Raw genomic sequence first — 17147 nt, forward strand, 5'->3', positions numbered from 1 at the left:
GATGAATTCACCATTTACTGATTTAGCCGATTTAGTTGTACTTCGCCAGCAGTGGCGCGAACAGGGCTTGAGCGTGGTTTTTACCAATGGAGCCTTCGATTTGCTGCATGCAGGCCATGTAACCTACCTGCAAGCAGCCCGAGCCTTGGGCGATCTGTTGATTGTTGGCTTGAACAGCGATGCCTCAGTCCGTGGCTACAAAGGCCCAACCCGCCCAATCGTGCCTGAGCTTCAGCGCGGAATTGTGCTTGCAGCATTGCGCTCGGTCGAGTATGTCACACTATTTGAATCGTTAACCGCCGAGCCATTAGTTAGTGCTTTACAACCTGATATCTATGTCAAAGGTGGCGATTATGCTCACCCTGAGCAAGCAAGCAACGGCAAAGATTTACCTGAGGCGCGAATTGTTTTGGCCTATGGCGGCAAAGTCGAGCTAATTCAGTATCAAGCAGGGCTATCCACTAGCAACCTGATTGCCAAAATTCGCAGCGAGTAAATCGATCACTTAACATGCGCTCTAGCAGCCAGCAACCATATCGAGGGCTTCAAATCAACCTCGACAGCAGCCTTTGCCTGCTAGGGCGCATTAGATCAATAGGATTTCAGTTAGCTAGCTTCTAGGCCACTACTTCCTCTTCGCGCCGAAATTGGCTCATATACAAATCGTAGTATGCGCCGCGTTGCGCCAACAATTCGGTATGCGTGCCACGCTCGATCACAGCCCCGTCTTTAAGCATCAAGACCAAATCGGCGTTACGAATTGTGCTCAAACGGTGGGCAATTACAAAGCTGGTTCGGCCTTGCAGCAAGCTATCAAAGGCCTGCTGAATCAAGCGCTCGGTACGGGTATCAACACTCGAAGTCGCTTCATCAAGAATTAAAATGCGTGGATTGGCTAGTGCAGCCCGTGCAATCGCGATTAATTGACGTTGGCCTTGGCTCAAACCACCACCACGTTCGCCCAGCACGGTTTGGTAGCCATCACTCAAACGCTCAATAAAATCGTGAGCCGAGGCCAATTTGGCTGCTGCAATCACTTCTTCATCGCTGGCATCGAGCCGCCCATAGCGAATATTATTAATCACGGTATCCGAGAACAAGAACGAATCTTGGAGCACGATACCAATTTGGCGGCGTAAGCTAGCAGCTGTTACATCGCGTACATCAATTCCATCAATCTTAACTGCGCCACCAGTGACATCATAAAAACGCGGCAGCAAATTGATAATCGTGGTTTTGCCTGCGCCAGTCGGCCCAACAATCGCGATCGTTTGGCCTGGTTCAGCAGTAAAACTGACTCCGCGCAAAACTGGTTCGCCTTTTTTGTACTCGGCTTTAGCATCGACCAACTCCACTTTGCCGACAATCGCGGGCATTTCGCGGGCATCAGGCTTGTCGGTTACATCGGGAACTTCATCAAGCAAATTGAAAATTCGTTCGCCGCCAGCAATCGCATTTTGCACATTAGTCCACATCACGGCAATTTGCTGAATTGGTTGGTTGAAGCGTTGGACATATTGCAAGAAGGCAAATACCAAACCTAGCGAAATTGCAGTCGAGCCAAATAATGGTTGATCGCGTAAGACTGAAAGCCCGCCAACCACAACCACAATTGCAATCGCCACATAGCCCAAGGCTTCGAGCACTGGGTTGAGCGCACTGGTGAAGGTGGCAGCTCGCACGTTGGCATCACGATTGGCCGCGTTGGTACGCACAAATTGAGCGATACTTTCTTCTTCACGATTGAAGGCTTGTACTTCACGCGCCCCAGCGATGCTTTCTTGCAAGCCAGCATTGACGCTGCCCATCTGTTGGCGGGTTTTACGGAAGGCTTTGCGAGCTTGACTCGAAAAATAGAAGGTTGCAATTGCCATAAACGGCACAACGCTCAAGCTCAACAAAGCATAGGGCACATTTTCTTGTAACATTTTGATCGCAACCCAGCCGATTAGCAAAATACCGCCAAGCACGTTGAGCAAGGCAAAGCCCAGCATCTGCTGAATCGTATCGGTATCGCTGGTGATGCGACTCATAATGTTGCCAGCTTCGTTGCGCGAGTAAAAACCCAACGACAAACGATGAATTTGGGCAAATAGATCTTCACGCATCTGGCGCAGGGCATGTTGACCTGACCAGTTCATAGCATAAAAGGCCAAGCCTTGCAAAATCGATGTCCCAATAAACAAGCCACACAACAACAGCACCAATGAGCCAAGTCCGCTCAAACGATCAGCGCTGCTAATTTCGCTATTGATCGTATCAAACCAGCAGGCGCTGGGGTTGGGCAGCAAATAGCAATCGATCGATTGGCCGATCAAATCGGGGGTAACAACTTGGCCCCATGTGCCGATGACAATTAAAAGGATGGCAAACGCAAAGCCAAACCATTTTTTACGAAAATAAAAGCCAAAGCGAGCCAGCGTTGCACCCAAGCGTTGGGGCTTTTCAGTTTCAGCTTCTAATAAGTGGCGAGGACCGCCTAATCCACCCATCATAGCGCTAAGCCTCCTCAACGCTTGAGTTTTCAAGCGCTGCAATGTCGGCATCGCCGACCAGTTGCGAATTGTAAATTTCGGCGTAGATGGCACTGCTTTCCATTAATTCTTCATGGTTGCCACGCGCCACCACTTGGCCTTTTTCGAGCACCAAAATTTGGTCAGCATTCAAGACGGTGCTAATCCGTTGGGCAATTACCACGCTGGTGCGGCCTTGCATCAATTGATCAAGTGCCTTTTGAATGCGATATTCAGTCATCAAGTCAACGCTGCTGGTCGAATCATCCAAAATCAGCAGCCGTGGATTGAGCAGCAAAGCGCGAGCAATCGCGATCCGTTGCTTTTGACCGCCAGACAAGGTTGCACCGCGTTCGCCAACCGAGGTATCGTAGCCTTGAGGAAAAGTCATAATAAAATCGTGAGCCGAGGCTGCTTTAGCAGCAGCTTCAACTTCTTCAAACGTCGCCTCAGGTCGCCCAAAAGCGATGTTATCGCGAATTGAGCCACTAAACAGATTGGTTTCTTGCAGCACAATCCCAATCTGCGAGCGCAAGCTATCAAGTTTTACATCGCGCAAATCATGGCCATCGATCAAGACTGCACCTTCGCTGACATCGTAAAAGCGGGGCAGTAAGTTGATGATCGTCGATTTGCCACTACCAGTTGCGCCAAGTAAAGCGATTGTTTGGCCTGGTTTAGCCGCGAAACTCACATCGCGCAGCACTGGATCGCTGCTGCCAAAGTAGCGAAAGGTTACATTACGAAATTCAACGTTGCCTTGAATGGCGGGTAATTCTTGGGCATCAGGCTTATCGGTAATTTCGCTCTTGGCATCGAGAATTTCGAAAATACGCGAGGCCGAAGCGCCAGCCTGAGCCATCAGCGAGATAATAAAACCAAGCTGACCCAAGGGAAAAAACACATAGACCAAGTACAAGCTGAATTTTTGATATTCACCTAAATCTAGCGTACCACCCAAAATTTGGCGACCGCCGAAATAGAGAATTCCCGCTTGGCCAAGTTGTGCCACCAAAAAGATTACCGGAAACAAAAACGAAAAGACTTTGCTAATTCGCAGTTGTTGGTCCATCAAATCGGTTGCCGCCAGATCAAAGCGTTGCGATTCGTATGGCTCGCGGGTAAACGCCTTGACAACTTTGATCCCCGCCAAGTTTTCTTGCAAAATGGTATTGAGTGACGAAAGTTTGCGTTGCACAATCCCAAACAAGGGCTGGCTGACTTTACCAAAGATCATAAACATGACCATGGCGACCGGTAGCAACGGCACAACCACCAATGAAAGCTTCCAATTGGTGAAGAACAGAATTACTAATGCGCCAACCAAGAGCAACAAGGCTTGAGCGGTTAAAATCAAACCTTGAGCAATGAAAGTTCGCACTTTTTCCACATCATCGGTGGCGCGAATCATCAATTGGCCAGTTTGATTTTGATCGTAGTAGGAGAATGAAAGGCGTTGCACCCGCGCAAAAATCTGATTACGCAGATCAAACGCCACACCTTGCGAGGTTTTTTCAGCCATATAGGCTTGCACAAACGAGAAAATTCCGCGCATAAAAGCAAAAGCCACAATAATCAACGCCGCATTAATCAACAACGATTCAGCATTGGTTTGATCAAGCCGCAATTGTTCGATAGTCGTACCTGCTTGTTGGGCGGCGGCAGCTTGCATTGGCTCAGGCACTTGCTTGAAAATAATTCGCGCAATTGAGCCACTGGTTACCGCATCGATCATGTTTTGCACCAATTGCGGCACTGCCAATTGGGCTAAGGTTGCGAGTGCCAAGGCCACATAGGCCAGAATCGCCGATTTGCGCTGAGCACCGAGGTAGGCGATCGCACGACCAAGCCCCCCCGACCCACCGCCAGCCTTCTGACCACGCTGTGCTTGGGGTTTTCCCATTTGTGCTTGCACGTTGCCCATCCTTACAATTTCAATTAGTTAGTTGAACTAACTAATTGTACGCCAAGTTTCAAAAAGATCAATCATACTCTAGTACGAGAACGTGGTGTGGATCGGTTGATCCACGAAGGGCACGAAGATGAGAAATAGAAACCACGAAGAACGCAAAGAACGCGAAGCGCACAAAGGATATATATGCTCTCTGTTATATGACCTTCATCCCTCATCCCTCATCCTTCATCCTTTCTTGATCCTCTATGTTCTGCGGCAGGCTTGCACTATAATAGAGTTGTGAGGTGTGTTGTGCATCACTGATAGGATTACGCCGATGGGAATTCCACGCCATATTCCATTACCAGTTACACCGCTGCTTGGCCGCATCCAAGAAATGGCTCAACTTGAGCAGCTTTTGCCCGATCCCACAATTCGTCTGGTTACCTTGGTTGGGCCTGGTGGAGCGGGCAAGACTCGCTTAGCACTCGAAGCAGGCCGCACAGTCTGCGAGCAATTTGCCGATGGCGCGTTATTTGTCAGTTTGGCCCATGTCTATGATGTTGATCTGGTGTTGCCAACCCTGGCCCAAGCCTTCAACCTCAGTCGACTGGGCAATCAATCGCTCTTGGCCAGCGTTGGGGCGTGGCTAGCCGACCAAGAATTATTGCTGATTTTGGATAATTTGGAGCAGGTTATCGATGTCGCAGCTCTATTAGTCCAGCTTTTGGCTTTGGCTCCCAAATTGACCTTGTTGGTCACCAGCCGCGAAGTATTAAATGTGCAGGGCGAATATCGCTTGCCAGTGCCGCCGCTGAGCCTGCCACCTAGTAGCCAACCCATGGCAATCGAGCAATTAAGCGAATTTAGCGCAACCCGCTTATTTATTGAACGAGCCAAAGCTGCCCGCCCACACATTCCGCTGAATGCCAATGATGCCCAAAGTATCGCTACGATTTGTCAGCGCCTCGATGGCTTGCCCTTGGCGATTGAACTGGTTGCGGCTTATACCAAGGTTTTTACCCCGCAAGAATTATTAACCCGCTTCAGTTATAGCCTCGATGTGCCAGTCGGCGGCGCACGCGATTTGCCTAACCGCCAACAAACGTTGCGCCAGTGCATTGATTGGAGCTACCAACGCTTGACCCCTGAGGAACAAACGGTTTTTTGTTATCTCAGCGTGCTAGTCAGTAGTTGGACGATGGCAGCGGTTGAGCAGATTTGTGCTGGGCAGGCCAATGTGGTAGCAACCGTTTTAGCCTTGGTCAATAAAAGTCTGGTGGTCGAGCAAACTACCCACGATGGTCAAACTCGCTTTACCATGCTACAAACCATCGCTGAATTTGCCCGTGAGCAAGCAGTGCTATGTGAAGATTTTCAAACGATCTGCCAACGCCATGCCAGCTATTATTTACAGATGGTTGCCCAAGCCGCGCCGCATTTGCGTGATCAGCAACAGGCTCATTGGTTACGTCACCTTGATGCCGAGCAGGGCAATATTTACGCCGCCCTGCAATGGACGCTTGATCATGCCGTGGTTGAATCGATCGAACTCTTTCCATCAATTAATTTGTGGATCACCTATCGCCGCCGCCATGGCGATGTTTGGTGGATCGAGCGCATGCTTGAGGCCAGCAGCAACATTCGCTCGGGCGCACGAGTTGAAACGCTCTCCACGGCTGGCTGGTTTATTCTCAATCAAGGCTTATTTGCCCAAGCCGAAACCATTTTTGAGCAAGCGTTGAGCCTCGCCCGCGATTTGCAAATTCCCATGAGCATTGGCTTGGCGCTGCATGGCGTTGGCGAAATTGCCTATCATCGCGGCGACTATGCTCAAGCAGTCACGCTCTACGAGGAAAGTGTTCAAATTTTCGAGCAGCTTGATGATCACAATGAGTTGGCATGGTCGCTTGATCATTTGGGGCGGGCTTGTATTCAGCAAGGTCAATGGAAACGCGCTGCGCTGTTGTTTGCCCGTGCCCATCAGCTTTTTGCCCGCTTAGGCCATTTGTGGGGCGATGCCTTTGCACTCAATCACTGTGGTATCGTCGCCGCCGCTCAACAAGATTATGATCAAGCTCAGCATTTTATCGAAGCCAGCATTGCGATTGCTGAGCAATTGCACGACCCATGGCATCGTGCCGAGGGCTTGCATCAATTAGGATTAATTGCCTTGGCGCGTCAGCAGCACGATCAAGCATTAACTGCCTTATACGAAAGCTTCAGTCTGCGTCGCCAACATCAATTGCTACCGATGATCGCGAGTTCACTTGAAGCCTTAGCCCGCGTCGCTCAAGCCCAACATCATTGGTCGTGGGCGGTGCAATTGAGTAGTCGCGCTGCTAGTTTACGCTTGCAAAGTGGCGAGCCAATGCCAGCCACCGAGCAGCGCATTCAACAACACGTATTAGATGAAGCTAAAAAATTGCTGGGCGAGCCGCAATATCAACATGATTGGGAGCAAGGCCAACAGCTTGAGTTGGATATGGTAACGTTACGTCAACCAACCCCGCAAACGCCAACCCCGCTGTTGACCAAACGCGAACATGAATTGCTAACCTTGATTGCTCAAGGCAAGAGTAATAGCGAAATCGCCCTAGAATTGGTGCTTAGCCCATTTACCGTGAACAATCATTTGCGGGCGATTTATCGTAAATTGGGCGTTTCAACCCGGAGTGCAGCGGCCTATATCGCCCGCGAACGCGGCTTGCTGGAAAGCCTCGAACAGCGTGTTTAGGCCTGATCCGCAACTGGCTGTTCTCGGATTATAATAGGGCTTGAACCCGTTACGAGCCTATTGAGGATAGCAACGCAATGCGAGTATTACTTGTTGGAGCCGGCGGGCGTGAACATGCCCTAGCATGGAAAATCGCCCAATCGCCATTATGCGAACACCTGTGGATCGTCCCTGGTAATCCCGGCACGGCAACGCTTGGTACAAACGTCGATTTAGCCGCAGACGATGCTGCTGGCATTGTGGGTTTAGCCACCCGCGAACAGATAGATTTGGTGGTTGTCGGGCCAGAAGCGCCCTTGGTCGAAGGCCTAGGCGAGGTCTGCGAGGCTGTCGATTTGGCCATGTTTGGGCCTTCGTCTGAGGCCGCCCAACTTGAGGGCAGCAAAGCCTTCGCCAAAATGATTATGCTTGAGGCAGGCGTGCCAACCGCTGCCGCTCATACCTTTGATGATCCCGCCGCCGCAATCGCCTTTGTTGAAGCAGATCAACAAGCTTGGGTGGTTAAAGCTGATGGTTTGGCCGCTGGTAAAGGTGTAATCGTGCCCGATGATGGTAATGTTGCTGCCACGATCAGTGCCATTCACGAGTTGGCCGCGACCAACGCTGGTACGCGCTTGGTACTCGAAGAAAAATTAACTGGCCCCGAAGTTTCGTTATTGGCCTTATGCGATGGCGAACGGGCGATTCCGCTAATCGCCGCCCAAGACCACAAACGCATCGGCGATAACGACACTGGCGGCAATACCGGCGGCATGGGATCATATGCACCAGCCCCAATTTTGCCCTATGCCGAAGCCCAAGCCTTGGTTGATGTGATTTTCACGCCAGTACTACGCACTATGGCCGCTCGCCAAATTCCCTATCGTGGTGTGTTGTATGCTGGCTTGATGCTCACACCCAACGGCGTAAAAGTCATCGAATTCAATGCCCGCTTTGGCGACCCCGAAACCCAAGCCCTGCTGCCCTTGCTCAAAAGCGATTTGCTCGAACTGCTGCACAAAGTTGCCACCAGCAATCTAGCCGATGTCACAATCGAATGGCACGACGGCGCGGCGGTGTGTGTGGTGCTTTCGGCGGCAGGCTACCCCGCCAAACCGCGCACTGGCGACGTGATCACAGGTTTAGATCGCTTGCCCAGCGATGTCTTGTCGTTTCAGGCGGGCACCGCAACCAATGCCCAAGGCCAGTTGGTGACCGCAGGCGGACGAGTTTTGGGCATCACCGCAGTTGCGCCAACGTTACGCGAAGCTCGCGATAAAGCCTACGCCGCAACCGAATTGGTCGAATTTGCTGGCAAATATCAACGCAGCGATATCGCCGCACGGGGGTTAGCAGAATGATGCGGCTTGCCGTGATGGTATCGGGCAGTGGCTCAAATTTACAAGCCTTAATCGATGCCCAAAAAGCGCAACAACTCAATGCCACAATCAATGTGGTGATTTGCGATCAGCCCAAAGCCCAAGCAATCAGCCGCACCTTGGCCGCCCGCATTCCAGTGATCTGCGTGCCATTGGCCAAAAAAGCCAGCCGCGAGCAATGGGCCACTCAAATTAGCGAATTACTGGCAGCTTTCAAGCCCGATTTGATTGTGATGGCAGGCTGGATGCGGGTGATGCCAGCCTCGTTTGTTGAACGCTGGACTCCGAATATCATCAATCAACACCCTGCCTTGTTGCCTGAGGATGGCGGCGAATTCTATCCGCTCAACGATGGCCGCCAAATTCCGGCAATTCGCGGAGCGCATGCGGTGCGTGATGCCTTGGCGTTGGGCGTGCCAGTCACTGGTTGCACGGTGCATCAAATCACGCCAATCGTTGATGTTGGCCCGGTTTTGGCTCAAGTTGAAGTTGCGGTCTTGCCCGACGATGATCAAGCCAGTCTGCACGAACGAATCAAACAAGCTGAACGACGGATTTTAGTTGAAGTAATTAACAATTTAGCCCAAACAGTTGCCTAAATTCCGCCCTAGCCGTAGTAATTTCCGCTTGCAACGTCACCTGCTACGGCTAGCGCTATTCTGTGGGAGATATGTCAATGACGACTACAGCAGAAAAAATCGCTGAGTTGCGGCGACGGCGTGAACAAGCAGCAACCACCGATCCCAAAGCCGCCGAAAAGCAACATGCTCGTGGCAAATTGACCGCCCGTGAGCGGATCGAACGATTGCTTGATCCCGATTCGTTTGTCGAACTCGATGCCTTGGCCGTGCATCGCTCAACCGCTTTCGGCTTAGAGCACAAACGGATTCTTGGCGATGGCGTAATTACTGGCCATGGCACGATTGATGGTCGCCAAGTTTGTGTGTTTTCGCAAGATTTCACTGTGCTTGGTGGTTCGTTGGGCGAAGTATTTGCCGAAAAAATCGTCAAGGTGATGGATTTGGCGATGCGCATGGGCGTGCCGCTGATTGGTATCAACGACAGCGGCGGCGCTCGTATCCAAGAGGGTGTGGTGGCACTGGGAGGTTACGCCGAAATTTTCTATCGCAATGTCGTGGCTTCGGGCGTAATTCCCCAACTTTCGATTATTGCCGGGCCATGTGCTGGCGGCGCGGTCTATTCACCTGCCATGACCGACTTCATTTTGATGGTCAAAGGCACATCGCAAATGTTTATCACTGGGCCAGATGTGATTAAAACCGTAACTGGCGAGGAAGTGACCCAAGAGCAATTGGGTGGTGCGATGACTCACAACAGTAAATCGGGCGTAGCACATTTTGCTGCTGATGATGAGGAAGAATGTTTCGAGCAATTACGCACGTTACTTTCCTTCTTGCCGCTCAATAATATGGATGATGCGCCGATCATCGAGCCAACCGACGATCCCAACCGTATGGATGATACCCTGCAAAGCATTATTCCCGATCAGCCCAAAAAGCCCTACGATATGAAAGCCGTGATCGAATTGATCGTTGATGATGGCTTTTTCTTCGAAGTTCAGCCGCACTATGCTCCTAACTTGGTGATTGGTTTTGCGCGGCTTGATGGCATGCCGGTGGGCATCGTTGGCAATCAGCCTGCTGCCTTAGCTGGAACCTTGGATATTGATTCATCGGTTAAGGGTGCACGTTTTGTGCGCTTCTGCGATGCTTTCAATATTCCCTTGATCACCTTTGTTGATGTACCAGGCTTCTTGCCCGGCACGCATCAGGAGTATGGCGGGATTATTCGCCATGGCGCAAAACTGTTATATGCCTATTGCGAAGCAACCGTGCCCAAACTGACCGTGATCACGCGCAAGGCCTATGGCGGAGCCTACGACGTGATGGCCTCGAAGCATATTCGCGCCGATTTCAACTTTGCTTGGCCAACCGCCGAAATCGCCGTGATGGGCGCAAGCGGCGCGGTTTCGATCATCTTCCGCAAAGAAATTGCTGAATCGGCTGATCCTGTGGCAACCAACGCTGAACTAATCCACAATTATGAAGAGCGTTTTGCTAACCCCTATATTGCTGCTGAACGTGGCTATATTGATTCGGTGATCGAGCCACGCGAAACCCGTCCAGCCTTGATCAAAGCGCTGCATTTGTCGCGTACCAAACGCCAAAGCCTGCCGCCACGCAAACATGGCAATATGCCGTTGTAATCGAGGGGTCAGGGGCTAGGGATCAGGGGTCAGGTTTCGGCTTTAACCACGAAGAGCACAAAGGACACGAACATAACGCTTTGTGTCCTTTGTGGTTTTAATGTTTTAGCCACAAATTCCACCAACAATATTCCGATAGCCCAGAACCCAGAGCCAAAAGCCCACTCCTCTCTAGCTCCTGATCCCTGAATCCTGATCCCTATGTTCTATGCTCCAGGTTCTATGTTCTCAACTTCATCCCTCATAATTCATCCTTTATCCTTCACTTTCCCTTCTTGACATTTCATGAATCACTAGTATATTTATGACTAATAAGTCAATAAAATACTGATGAGTCTAAATGCACATCAGTAGAACGAGCAGGCAATCTATGGCAGCGAATCAACCAAGCGATCATTCTAGTCCGGTGGTACGTCCGTTGAAAGAACGCCAGCGTGAGCAACGCGAGGCCATGATTTTGGCCGCAGCCCACGCTGTGTTCATTGCCAAGGGCTATCACGACGCTTCGATTGACGAGATTGCAGGCCAAGTTGGCATCTCCAAAGGCGCGATCTATCAACATTTTGCCAGTAAAGAGGATTTAGTTGAGGCCTTGATCGCCCAACAGATCAGCGATTTTCTCGGCATTTTGGATCGCCTACTTACAGAAACAACCTCGGTTTGCACTCGGCTTGAACATATTCTGAGCCACGCTTATGGTGGCTTGCAGGGTAAACACAGCGGTGTGCTACTCGAATTGCACCATCGAATCGGCTTGCCCAATGCTGTGATTGAAAAACGTCCTCAGCTTCAATCGCGAGTTGAACAAGCTATGAGCCGCCTCAGTCGCTTATTTGATGAGGGCAAAGCGACTGGCGAACTCAATCCATCCATTCCAACGCCAATTATGGTGGCCACCTTTATTGGTTTGTTGTCGTTGCGTGGTTACGAGCAATTAATCGCGAGCGCCCAATTCAGCCCTGCCGACTTGATTCCCCATATTAGCCAGATCTTCTTGCGCGGCATTGTCGCACCAACTGGAAGTTAATTGATAGCAAGGAATCATAGAACCATGACACAATCACAAGCGCACATAGATGCCGATGATCCAACGGCGCAAATTTTTCAGCCCAGCGCGATTGAAAATCCCTATCCATTGTTTGCCCAAATGCGGGCCAAAGCGGCGGTATTGGCGGTTCCTTCGCCCTATGAATTTGTCAAAGCCGATGCTTGGCTAGTAACCCGCTATGCCGAAGCAGTCCAAGTATTAAAGGATAGCCGCTTCACGGTCGATGCGACGATACTCAACCCTGAGGCTGGCGTATTTGGCCAAACTGCCTCGGAAGGAGCCGAAGATCGCAGCTTCTTGGGCGCGAAATCGATGGTTAGCGCCGATGGAGCCGAGCATTCGCGCTTACGCAGTTTGGTTGCCAAAGCCTTTACCCCGCGCTATATCGAACAGCTTCGCCCACGCATCCAAGAGCTTGCCGACGAATTGCTCGATCAGGTGCAGGCTCAAGGCGCGATGGATTTGGTGAAGGATTATGCTTATCCTTTGCCAATTAATGTAATCTCCGAAATGCTAGGCGTACCAGCTCATGAACGCGACCAAATGCGCCAGTGGTCGGACGCATTGACCAGCCATAGCCCCGAAAGCCAAGGCCAATTGCGCGATTTTGCTATGTATGTGCAAAAACTGATCGCTGATAAACGCCACAATCCCCAAGCCGATCTGATTAGCAAGTTGGTCGAGTTGGAAGCCACAGGCGATGCCCTCAGCGAATCAGAATTATTGGCAACCGCAGGCTTGTTAATTTTTGCAGGCCACGAAACCACCTCGAATTTAATTAGCATTGGCTCGTTGATGTTGCTTGATCATCCTGAGCAACGCGCCCGCTTGCAAGCCGACGCAAGTCTTATTCCAACAGCCGTCGAAGAATTATTGCGTTTCAATGGGCCGATCTTCAGCCCCGCCCCGCGCTTTGCACTCGAAGATCTGGAGATCGCAGGCCAGCCGATCCGTCGTGGTGATTTGGTGCTAGTAGCGCTCGGCTCGGCCAACCACGATCAAAGCGTTTTCAATGATCCTGAATCGTTGGATGTGGCGCGTGAAATTAGTCGCCAACTCGCCTTTGGCCATGGCGTGCACTTCTGTTTGGGTGCGCCACTCGCTCGCTTAGAAGGCGAAATCGCTTTCAGCAGCTTATTGAAGCGCATTCCCAACTTGCAACTAGCCGTGCCACGCGAACAAATTAAATGGCGCGATAACCTAAATTTACGGGGTCTCAAAGCCCTACCGGTGATCTTCTAGATCACTGTTTCGATCAACCATTCATTCTTATCACAGGAGTCGATCGATGCGTTTACACGACAACGTTGTCATCATTACCGGAGCCGCCTCAGGTATGGGACTTGCGATGGCTACCCGCTTCGCAGCCGAAGGAGCCAAATTAGTGCTTGGCGATTGGAATGCTCAGCGGCTCGAAGCAGCGGTTGCCACGATTCAGGCCAGCGGAGCAGCGGTGGTTGGTTCACAGGGAAACATTGCCGATCACGCGACTGCCGAAGCCTTAGTTGATTTAGCCATCAGTACCTACGGCCATCTCGATGTACTTTGCAACAACGCCGGGGTGATGGATTCGATGCAAGGAGTTGCCGAGGTTTCTGATGATATGTGGCGGCGGGTTTTGGGAATCAACCTCGAAGGCCCGATGTTCACCAGTCGGCGGGCACTCAAATTTATGTTGGAGCGTGGTAGTGGCGTGATTGTCAACGTCGCTTCGACGGCGGGAATTCATGGTGGTGCTGCTGGTGCAGCCTACACCGCCTCGAAACATGGCTTGGTTGGGCTAACGCGTAACACCGCATGGATTTACGCCAAACGCAACATTCGTTGTAACGCGATTTGCCCAGGCGGTACGATCACTAACATCGTTGAATCGATGGATCGCACAGCGATTGCGCCAGCCGATGCAGCGCGGGTTGGCGAATTTACTGCGTTGGCTCCAGCCTACCTCGAACCTGCGGATATTGCCAATTTGGCCTTGTTCTTGGCTTCGGATGAGTCGCGGCATATCAACGGAGCGATTATTCCAGCTGATGCTGGCTGGGCTGCGGTTTAGAATTGTGGCTTCAGGCCCAACTCTGCTCGCAGGGCGGGTTGGCGCTTCCGTAATCCATAAGCGCACTTCAGTAGACGTTTGGTTGCTGCAAAAATTAAATAAAAAGGTCAAGCCCGTAGTGCCGAGTAGGGGCAGCACTGCGGGCTTGACGCTGGCGATTAATTACAAATTGCCACGTTTGGCTTGTTCGCGTTCAATCGCTTCAAATAGGGCTTTGAAATTTCCAGCACCAAAGCCACGGCTGCCTTTGCGTTGAATGATCTCGTAGAACACGGTTGGCCGATCGCCAACTGGTTTGGTAAAGATTTGCAAGAGGTAGCCTTCATCGTCACGATCGACCAAAATCCCCAATTGTTGCAGGGTATTGTAGTCTTCGTCGATATGACCAACCCGACCAGCCAAGGCCGAGTAGTAGGTATCCGGCGTGCGCAAAAATTCCACGCCATTATCGCGCAGTTGTTGCACGGTTTTGATGATGTCAGGCGTAATCAAGGCAATATGTTGAGCACCTGGGCCACGGTAATAATCGAGATATTCGTCGATTTGCGATTTTTTGCGGCCTTCAGCTGGCTCATTGATTGGGAATTTGATCCGACCTGTGCCGTTTTGCACGACTTTCGACATCAAAGCGCTATATTCGGTTGAAATATCATCATCGGTAAATTGTTGTAATTGGCTAAAGCCTAGGATGCGGGCATAGAAATTAACCCATTCATCCATCTTGCCCAGCTCAACATTACCCACAATATGATCAACTGCGGCCAAACCGGTTGGCTCAGCTTTGACGGGATTTTTTACTTTGTTATAGCCTGGCATAAACGTACCAGTATAGCCGTCGCGCTCAACAAAGGTATGCACCGTATCGCCATAAGTACGAATAGTCGCTTTGACCACTTTGCCCCACTTGCTTTCCAGCACGGTTGGCTCAAGTACAGCCGTTGCACCGCGAGCAAGCGCAGCCTCAAAAGCAGCAGTGGCGTTTTCAACTTCAAGCGCAATATCCTTGACCCCATCGCCATGCAATTTCACATGCTCAGCAATCGGCGAATCCGGATTAAGTGCCCCAGTCAATACCAAGCGGATGTTGCGCTGTTGCATCACAAACGAGACGCGGTCGCGCGTGCCAGTTTCCAAGCCAGCATAGGCAACTGGCGTAAAACCAAAGGCCGTCCGATAGTAGTGAGCCGCTTGGCGGGCATTACCAACATACATTTCGACATAATCGATGCCACGTAATGCTAAAGGATCATGGGCATTCGTGGTTTCTTGTTCTGCCATCGTCATTGATAGCCTCCTTTTGATGAAAACGCCGCAACGATTAATCGCTATAGGGCTGAGCTTGCGCCCAGAATGCCTCGAACGCGACCCGTAAGGTTTGCGCTAGCGATGGATGATTCATACATAACGCGGTGATTGAAGGCCGCCCCGTGATGGGATCTTGCAATGATAGCAAGGCCACCCGACCATCAAACAAATTCATTTTGATTGGCAGTTGTGGCACAAAGCGCAACTCTTGGCCTAAACTGCGAAACTGCGCCAACACTGGCCGCAATTGGGCATCTTCCAAGGCGCTTAGTTCATATAAAGCTCGATACTGCACGCCGCGCGAGCGTGGTTCGCGAACTTCAGCCACATTTTCTTCGAGGCTCGAGACTAACGGGCGTTTGAAACAGGCTAAAATTTCATGTTCAGCTTGTTGGGCCAACGTCCAAGCCCGAGCACTAATCTGGCGTGGGTCGAGCAAAACATCGATGTAATCCAACGGATTATCTTCGTTGCTGCCTTCGGTATAGATTGGCTGCATCGTGGCAACAAGGCCTTGAGCAATCGTCTGAGCTTCGCTTAATTCGCGTTCCATCACACTGCGCCGTTCGGCTAAGAGTGCAGGCAAGGCTTGTTCAGGCGCGACCGCCACAAAAGTACGCCGTGGCCCCATGCGTTCATGAGCCAAACCTTTGCTAGCCAACGATTGCAACACATCGTAGATCCGCTGGCGCGGAATGCTGGTATGGGTTGCTAGTTGCGCCGCCGAAAACGATTGCCGACCGAGTAGCCCCAAATAGGCGGTTGCCTCGTAGCGACTTAAGCCTAAATCGCTCAGTTGATCAATCAAAGATTCATCGTGCATTGGTGTCACCACTGCCTAGTGGTGCTATTGTAGCGAGTTGTCGAATGCTTGTCAATCATGCGATCAAAGGCCACGCGCAGCACCGAAATCGAATATATTCCGTTAATGTGTCCGATCAAAAATGGGAGCGTTACCAAAACTAGCTGTAGCTTTAGCTTGCGAAGCCAAATTGTACTACGAAGTAGCCGCCACAGTTAAAATCAATTAATCTGCTAGATTGCCTGTTGGTATCTTTTTTGCTATAGTGGCGGGTAATTTCTAAAAACTTGGTTAATTGAGGCAGGCATATGCGTACATTTGTGGTCTATTTATTACTTATTGGGCTAGTCGGTTGTGGTCAGCCCGACCAAGTTGCGACTACTCAACCAACCTTGGGGCTAATTCTGAGCAATCCAACTGCCACGCCCTTGGCAATCAGCCCAAGTGCGGCTCCTGCCAGCGGTGCAGTTAATCCAACTCAAATAGTGGCTAGCACGCCAAGCATTGCCGCCGACGATTGGCAAAGCCAATATCGAGCCTGGATTGAAGAAGCCCGCCAGACCCATCCTTATAGTGAAAGCACTGAGCTTATGTGGAATGTGATGATCTGCGAATCGAGCGGCAATCCCACGATTCAAGGCCCAGGCGAACTGATTGGATTATTTCAATATCAGCCAAGCACTTGGGCTGGAGCCTGGAACCCCTATCGTGATCAACCAATTACTGATGCCCGTGCCCAGATTTTCGCCACTGCCAAAGCTTGGCACGATGGCAACCAACAATGGTGGGGCGTGTGTCTCTAGTTCTGCATCATTGTTTCAATCGTGTCAAATAGAATATCCAAGGTAAAGGGTTTAAACAAAAATTGCCCATACAACTGGGTCTGATCACGGCAATCAACAGCGCTCATAAAGACAAATGGCGGCGAGGTTGCGCCAAATTCGCGCTGCACCAATTCGGCCATTTTGATCCCATCCATAAACGGCATCATCACATCGGTCAATACTAAGGCTGGCTGAATGCGCTGGGCCAATTCGAGGCCACGCCGCCCATCATAAGCCACATCGACCGTGTAACCTTCATCTCGCAGCGCATCGGCGATCATGTCTGCGATTGAATCTTCATCATCAACGATTAATATATGTTTTCCAGCAACCACACAAAGACTCCTTTTATCGCCGTGAGACATTGCAACGCCAATGATCGCTGA

At 50.9% G+C, this 17147-nt stretch carries 14 protein-coding genes; 9 read left to right on the forward strand and 5 right to left on the reverse strand.

What is annotated here, in order from left to right:
• The first annotated feature begins 1 nt into the window (after position 1).
• Positions 2-496 (forward strand): adenylyltransferase/cytidyltransferase family protein, encoded by a 495-nt coding sequence (locus tag ABEB26_RS11960; RefSeq protein WP_345722234.1) that lies wholly within the window; start codon positions 2-4, stop codon positions 494-496.
• 121 nt (positions 497-617) lie between these two features.
• Here the strand turns inward: ABEB26_RS11960 and ABEB26_RS11965 are convergent, their stop codons facing one another.
• Together ABEB26_RS11965 and ABEB26_RS11970 are read right to left on the reverse strand one after the other, a co-directional pair.
• Complete coding sequence (locus tag ABEB26_RS11965) at positions 618-2495, reverse strand: ABC transporter ATP-binding protein (RefSeq protein WP_345722235.1); 1878 nt, start codon at positions 2493-2495, stop codon at positions 618-620.
• A 4-nt stretch (positions 2496-2499) separates the two neighbouring features.
• Complete coding sequence (locus ABEB26_RS11970) at positions 2500-4416, reverse strand: ABC transporter ATP-binding protein (protein ID WP_345722269.1); 1917 nt, start codon at positions 4414-4416, stop codon at positions 2500-2502.
• 328 nt (positions 4417-4744) lie between these two features.
• Between ABEB26_RS11970 and ABEB26_RS11975 the strand changes: the two genes are divergently transcribed.
• From ABEB26_RS11975 to ABEB26_RS12005, 7 genes are all read left to right on the forward strand, one after another.
• Entirely contained in the window at positions 4745-7144 is a 2400-nt protein-coding gene (locus ABEB26_RS11975; protein WP_345722236.1) for a tetratricopeptide repeat protein, read from the forward strand.
• 77 nt (positions 7145-7221) lie between these two features.
• Positions 7222-8484, forward strand: a complete 1263-nt coding sequence (purD, locus tag ABEB26_RS11980; RefSeq protein WP_345722237.1) for a phosphoribosylamine--glycine ligase — start codon at positions 7222-7224, stop codon at positions 8482-8484.
• The gene (gene purN / locus ABEB26_RS11985) at positions 8481-9101 is read left to right on the forward strand and encodes a phosphoribosylglycinamide formyltransferase (protein ID WP_345722238.1); all 621 of its coding nucleotides are present in this window, start codon (positions 8481-8483) and stop codon (positions 9099-9101) included. The genes purD and purN overlap by 4 nt, the downstream gene beginning before the upstream one ends.
• Positions 9102-9178: 77 nt before the next feature.
• A complete protein-coding gene (locus ABEB26_RS11990; protein WP_345722239.1) occupies positions 9179-10729 on the forward strand; it encodes an acyl-CoA carboxylase subunit beta in 1551 nt (516 codons plus the stop codon).
• Positions 10730-11099: 370 nt separating this feature from the next.
• Entirely contained in the window at positions 11100-11756 is a 657-nt protein-coding gene (locus tag ABEB26_RS11995) for a TetR/AcrR family transcriptional regulator (RefSeq protein ID WP_345722240.1), read from the forward strand.
• Positions 11757-11780: 24 nt separating this feature from the next.
• Entirely contained in the window at positions 11781-13019 is a 1239-nt protein-coding gene (locus ABEB26_RS12000; RefSeq protein ID WP_345722241.1) for a cytochrome P450 family protein, read from the forward strand.
• 46 nt (positions 13020-13065) lie between these two features.
• A complete protein-coding gene (locus ABEB26_RS12005; protein WP_345722242.1) occupies positions 13066-13830 on the forward strand; it encodes an SDR family NAD(P)-dependent oxidoreductase in 765 nt (254 codons plus the stop codon).
• A 162-nt stretch (positions 13831-13992) separates the two neighbouring features.
• Here ABEB26_RS12005 and hppD read toward each other — a convergent pair whose 3' ends face one another.
• Together hppD and ABEB26_RS12015 are read right to left on the reverse strand one after the other, a co-directional pair.
• On the reverse strand, positions 13993-15114 hold the full coding sequence (gene hppD, locus ABEB26_RS12010) for a 4-hydroxyphenylpyruvate dioxygenase (RefSeq protein ID WP_345722243.1): 1122 nt from the start codon (positions 15112-15114) through the stop codon (positions 13993-13995).
• 34 nt (positions 15115-15148) lie between these two features.
• Positions 15149-15958, reverse strand: coding sequence for a TrmB family transcriptional regulator (locus ABEB26_RS12015; protein ID WP_345722244.1), 810 nt, complete (start codon positions 15956-15958; stop codon positions 15149-15151).
• A 287-nt stretch (positions 15959-16245) separates the two neighbouring features.
• On the opposite strand from ABEB26_RS12015, the gene ABEB26_RS12020 reads away from it, so the two are divergent.
• The gene (locus ABEB26_RS12020) at positions 16246-16740 is read left to right on the forward strand and encodes a hypothetical protein (protein ID WP_345722245.1); all 495 of its coding nucleotides are present in this window, start codon (positions 16246-16248) and stop codon (positions 16738-16740) included.
• On the opposite strand, the gene ABEB26_RS12025 is transcribed toward ABEB26_RS12020, so the two are convergent.
• Positions 16737-17096: a response regulator gene (locus ABEB26_RS12025; protein WP_345722246.1), complete on the reverse strand. Its 360-nt coding sequence runs from the start codon at positions 17094-17096 to the stop codon at positions 16737-16739. The genes ABEB26_RS12020 and ABEB26_RS12025 overlap by 4 nt on opposite strands.
• Between the last annotated feature and the right edge of the window lie 51 nt (positions 17097-17147).

It is taken from the genome of Herpetosiphon gulosus (genome assembly GCF_039545135.1).
Taxonomy (GTDB): Bacteria; Chloroflexota; Chloroflexia; order Chloroflexales; family Herpetosiphonaceae; genus Herpetosiphon; species Herpetosiphon gulosus.

Bases quoted from the DNA above. Each gene is read 5' to 3' on its own strand.
- ABEB26_RS11960 (WP_345722234.1), top strand. From the start codon at position 2: ATGAATTCACCATTTACTGATTTAGCCGATTTAGTTGTACTTCGCCAG.
- ABEB26_RS11965 (WP_345722235.1), bottom strand. From the start codon at position 2,495: ATGATGGGTGGATTAGGCGGTCCTCGCCACTTATTAGAAGCTGAAACT.
- ABEB26_RS11970 (WP_345722269.1), bottom strand. From the start codon at position 4,416: ATGGGAAAACCCCAAGCACAGCGTGGTCAGAAGGCTGGCGGTGGGTCG.
- ABEB26_RS11975 (WP_345722236.1), top strand. From the start codon at position 4,745: ATGGGAATTCCACGCCATATTCCATTACCAGTTACACCGCTGCTTGGC.
- purD (WP_345722237.1), top strand. From the start codon at position 7,222: ATGCGAGTATTACTTGTTGGAGCCGGCGGGCGTGAACATGCCCTAGCA.
- purN (WP_345722238.1), top strand. From the start codon at position 8,481: ATGATGCGGCTTGCCGTGATGGTATCGGGCAGTGGCTCAAATTTACAA.
- ABEB26_RS11990 (WP_345722239.1), top strand. From the start codon at position 9,179: ATGACGACTACAGCAGAAAAAATCGCTGAGTTGCGGCGACGGCGTGAA.
- ABEB26_RS11995 (WP_345722240.1), top strand. From the start codon at position 11,100: ATGGCAGCGAATCAACCAAGCGATCATTCTAGTCCGGTGGTACGTCCG.
- ABEB26_RS12000 (WP_345722241.1), top strand. From the start codon at position 11,781: ATGACACAATCACAAGCGCACATAGATGCCGATGATCCAACGGCGCAA.
- ABEB26_RS12005 (WP_345722242.1), top strand. From the start codon at position 13,066: ATGCGTTTACACGACAACGTTGTCATCATTACCGGAGCCGCCTCAGGT.
- hppD (WP_345722243.1), bottom strand. From the start codon at position 15,114: ATGACGATGGCAGAACAAGAAACCACGAATGCCCATGATCCTTTAGCA.
- ABEB26_RS12015 (WP_345722244.1), bottom strand. From the start codon at position 15,958: ATGCACGATGAATCTTTGATTGATCAACTGAGCGATTTAGGCTTAAGT.
- ABEB26_RS12020 (WP_345722245.1), top strand. From the start codon at position 16,246: ATGCGTACATTTGTGGTCTATTTATTACTTATTGGGCTAGTCGGTTGT.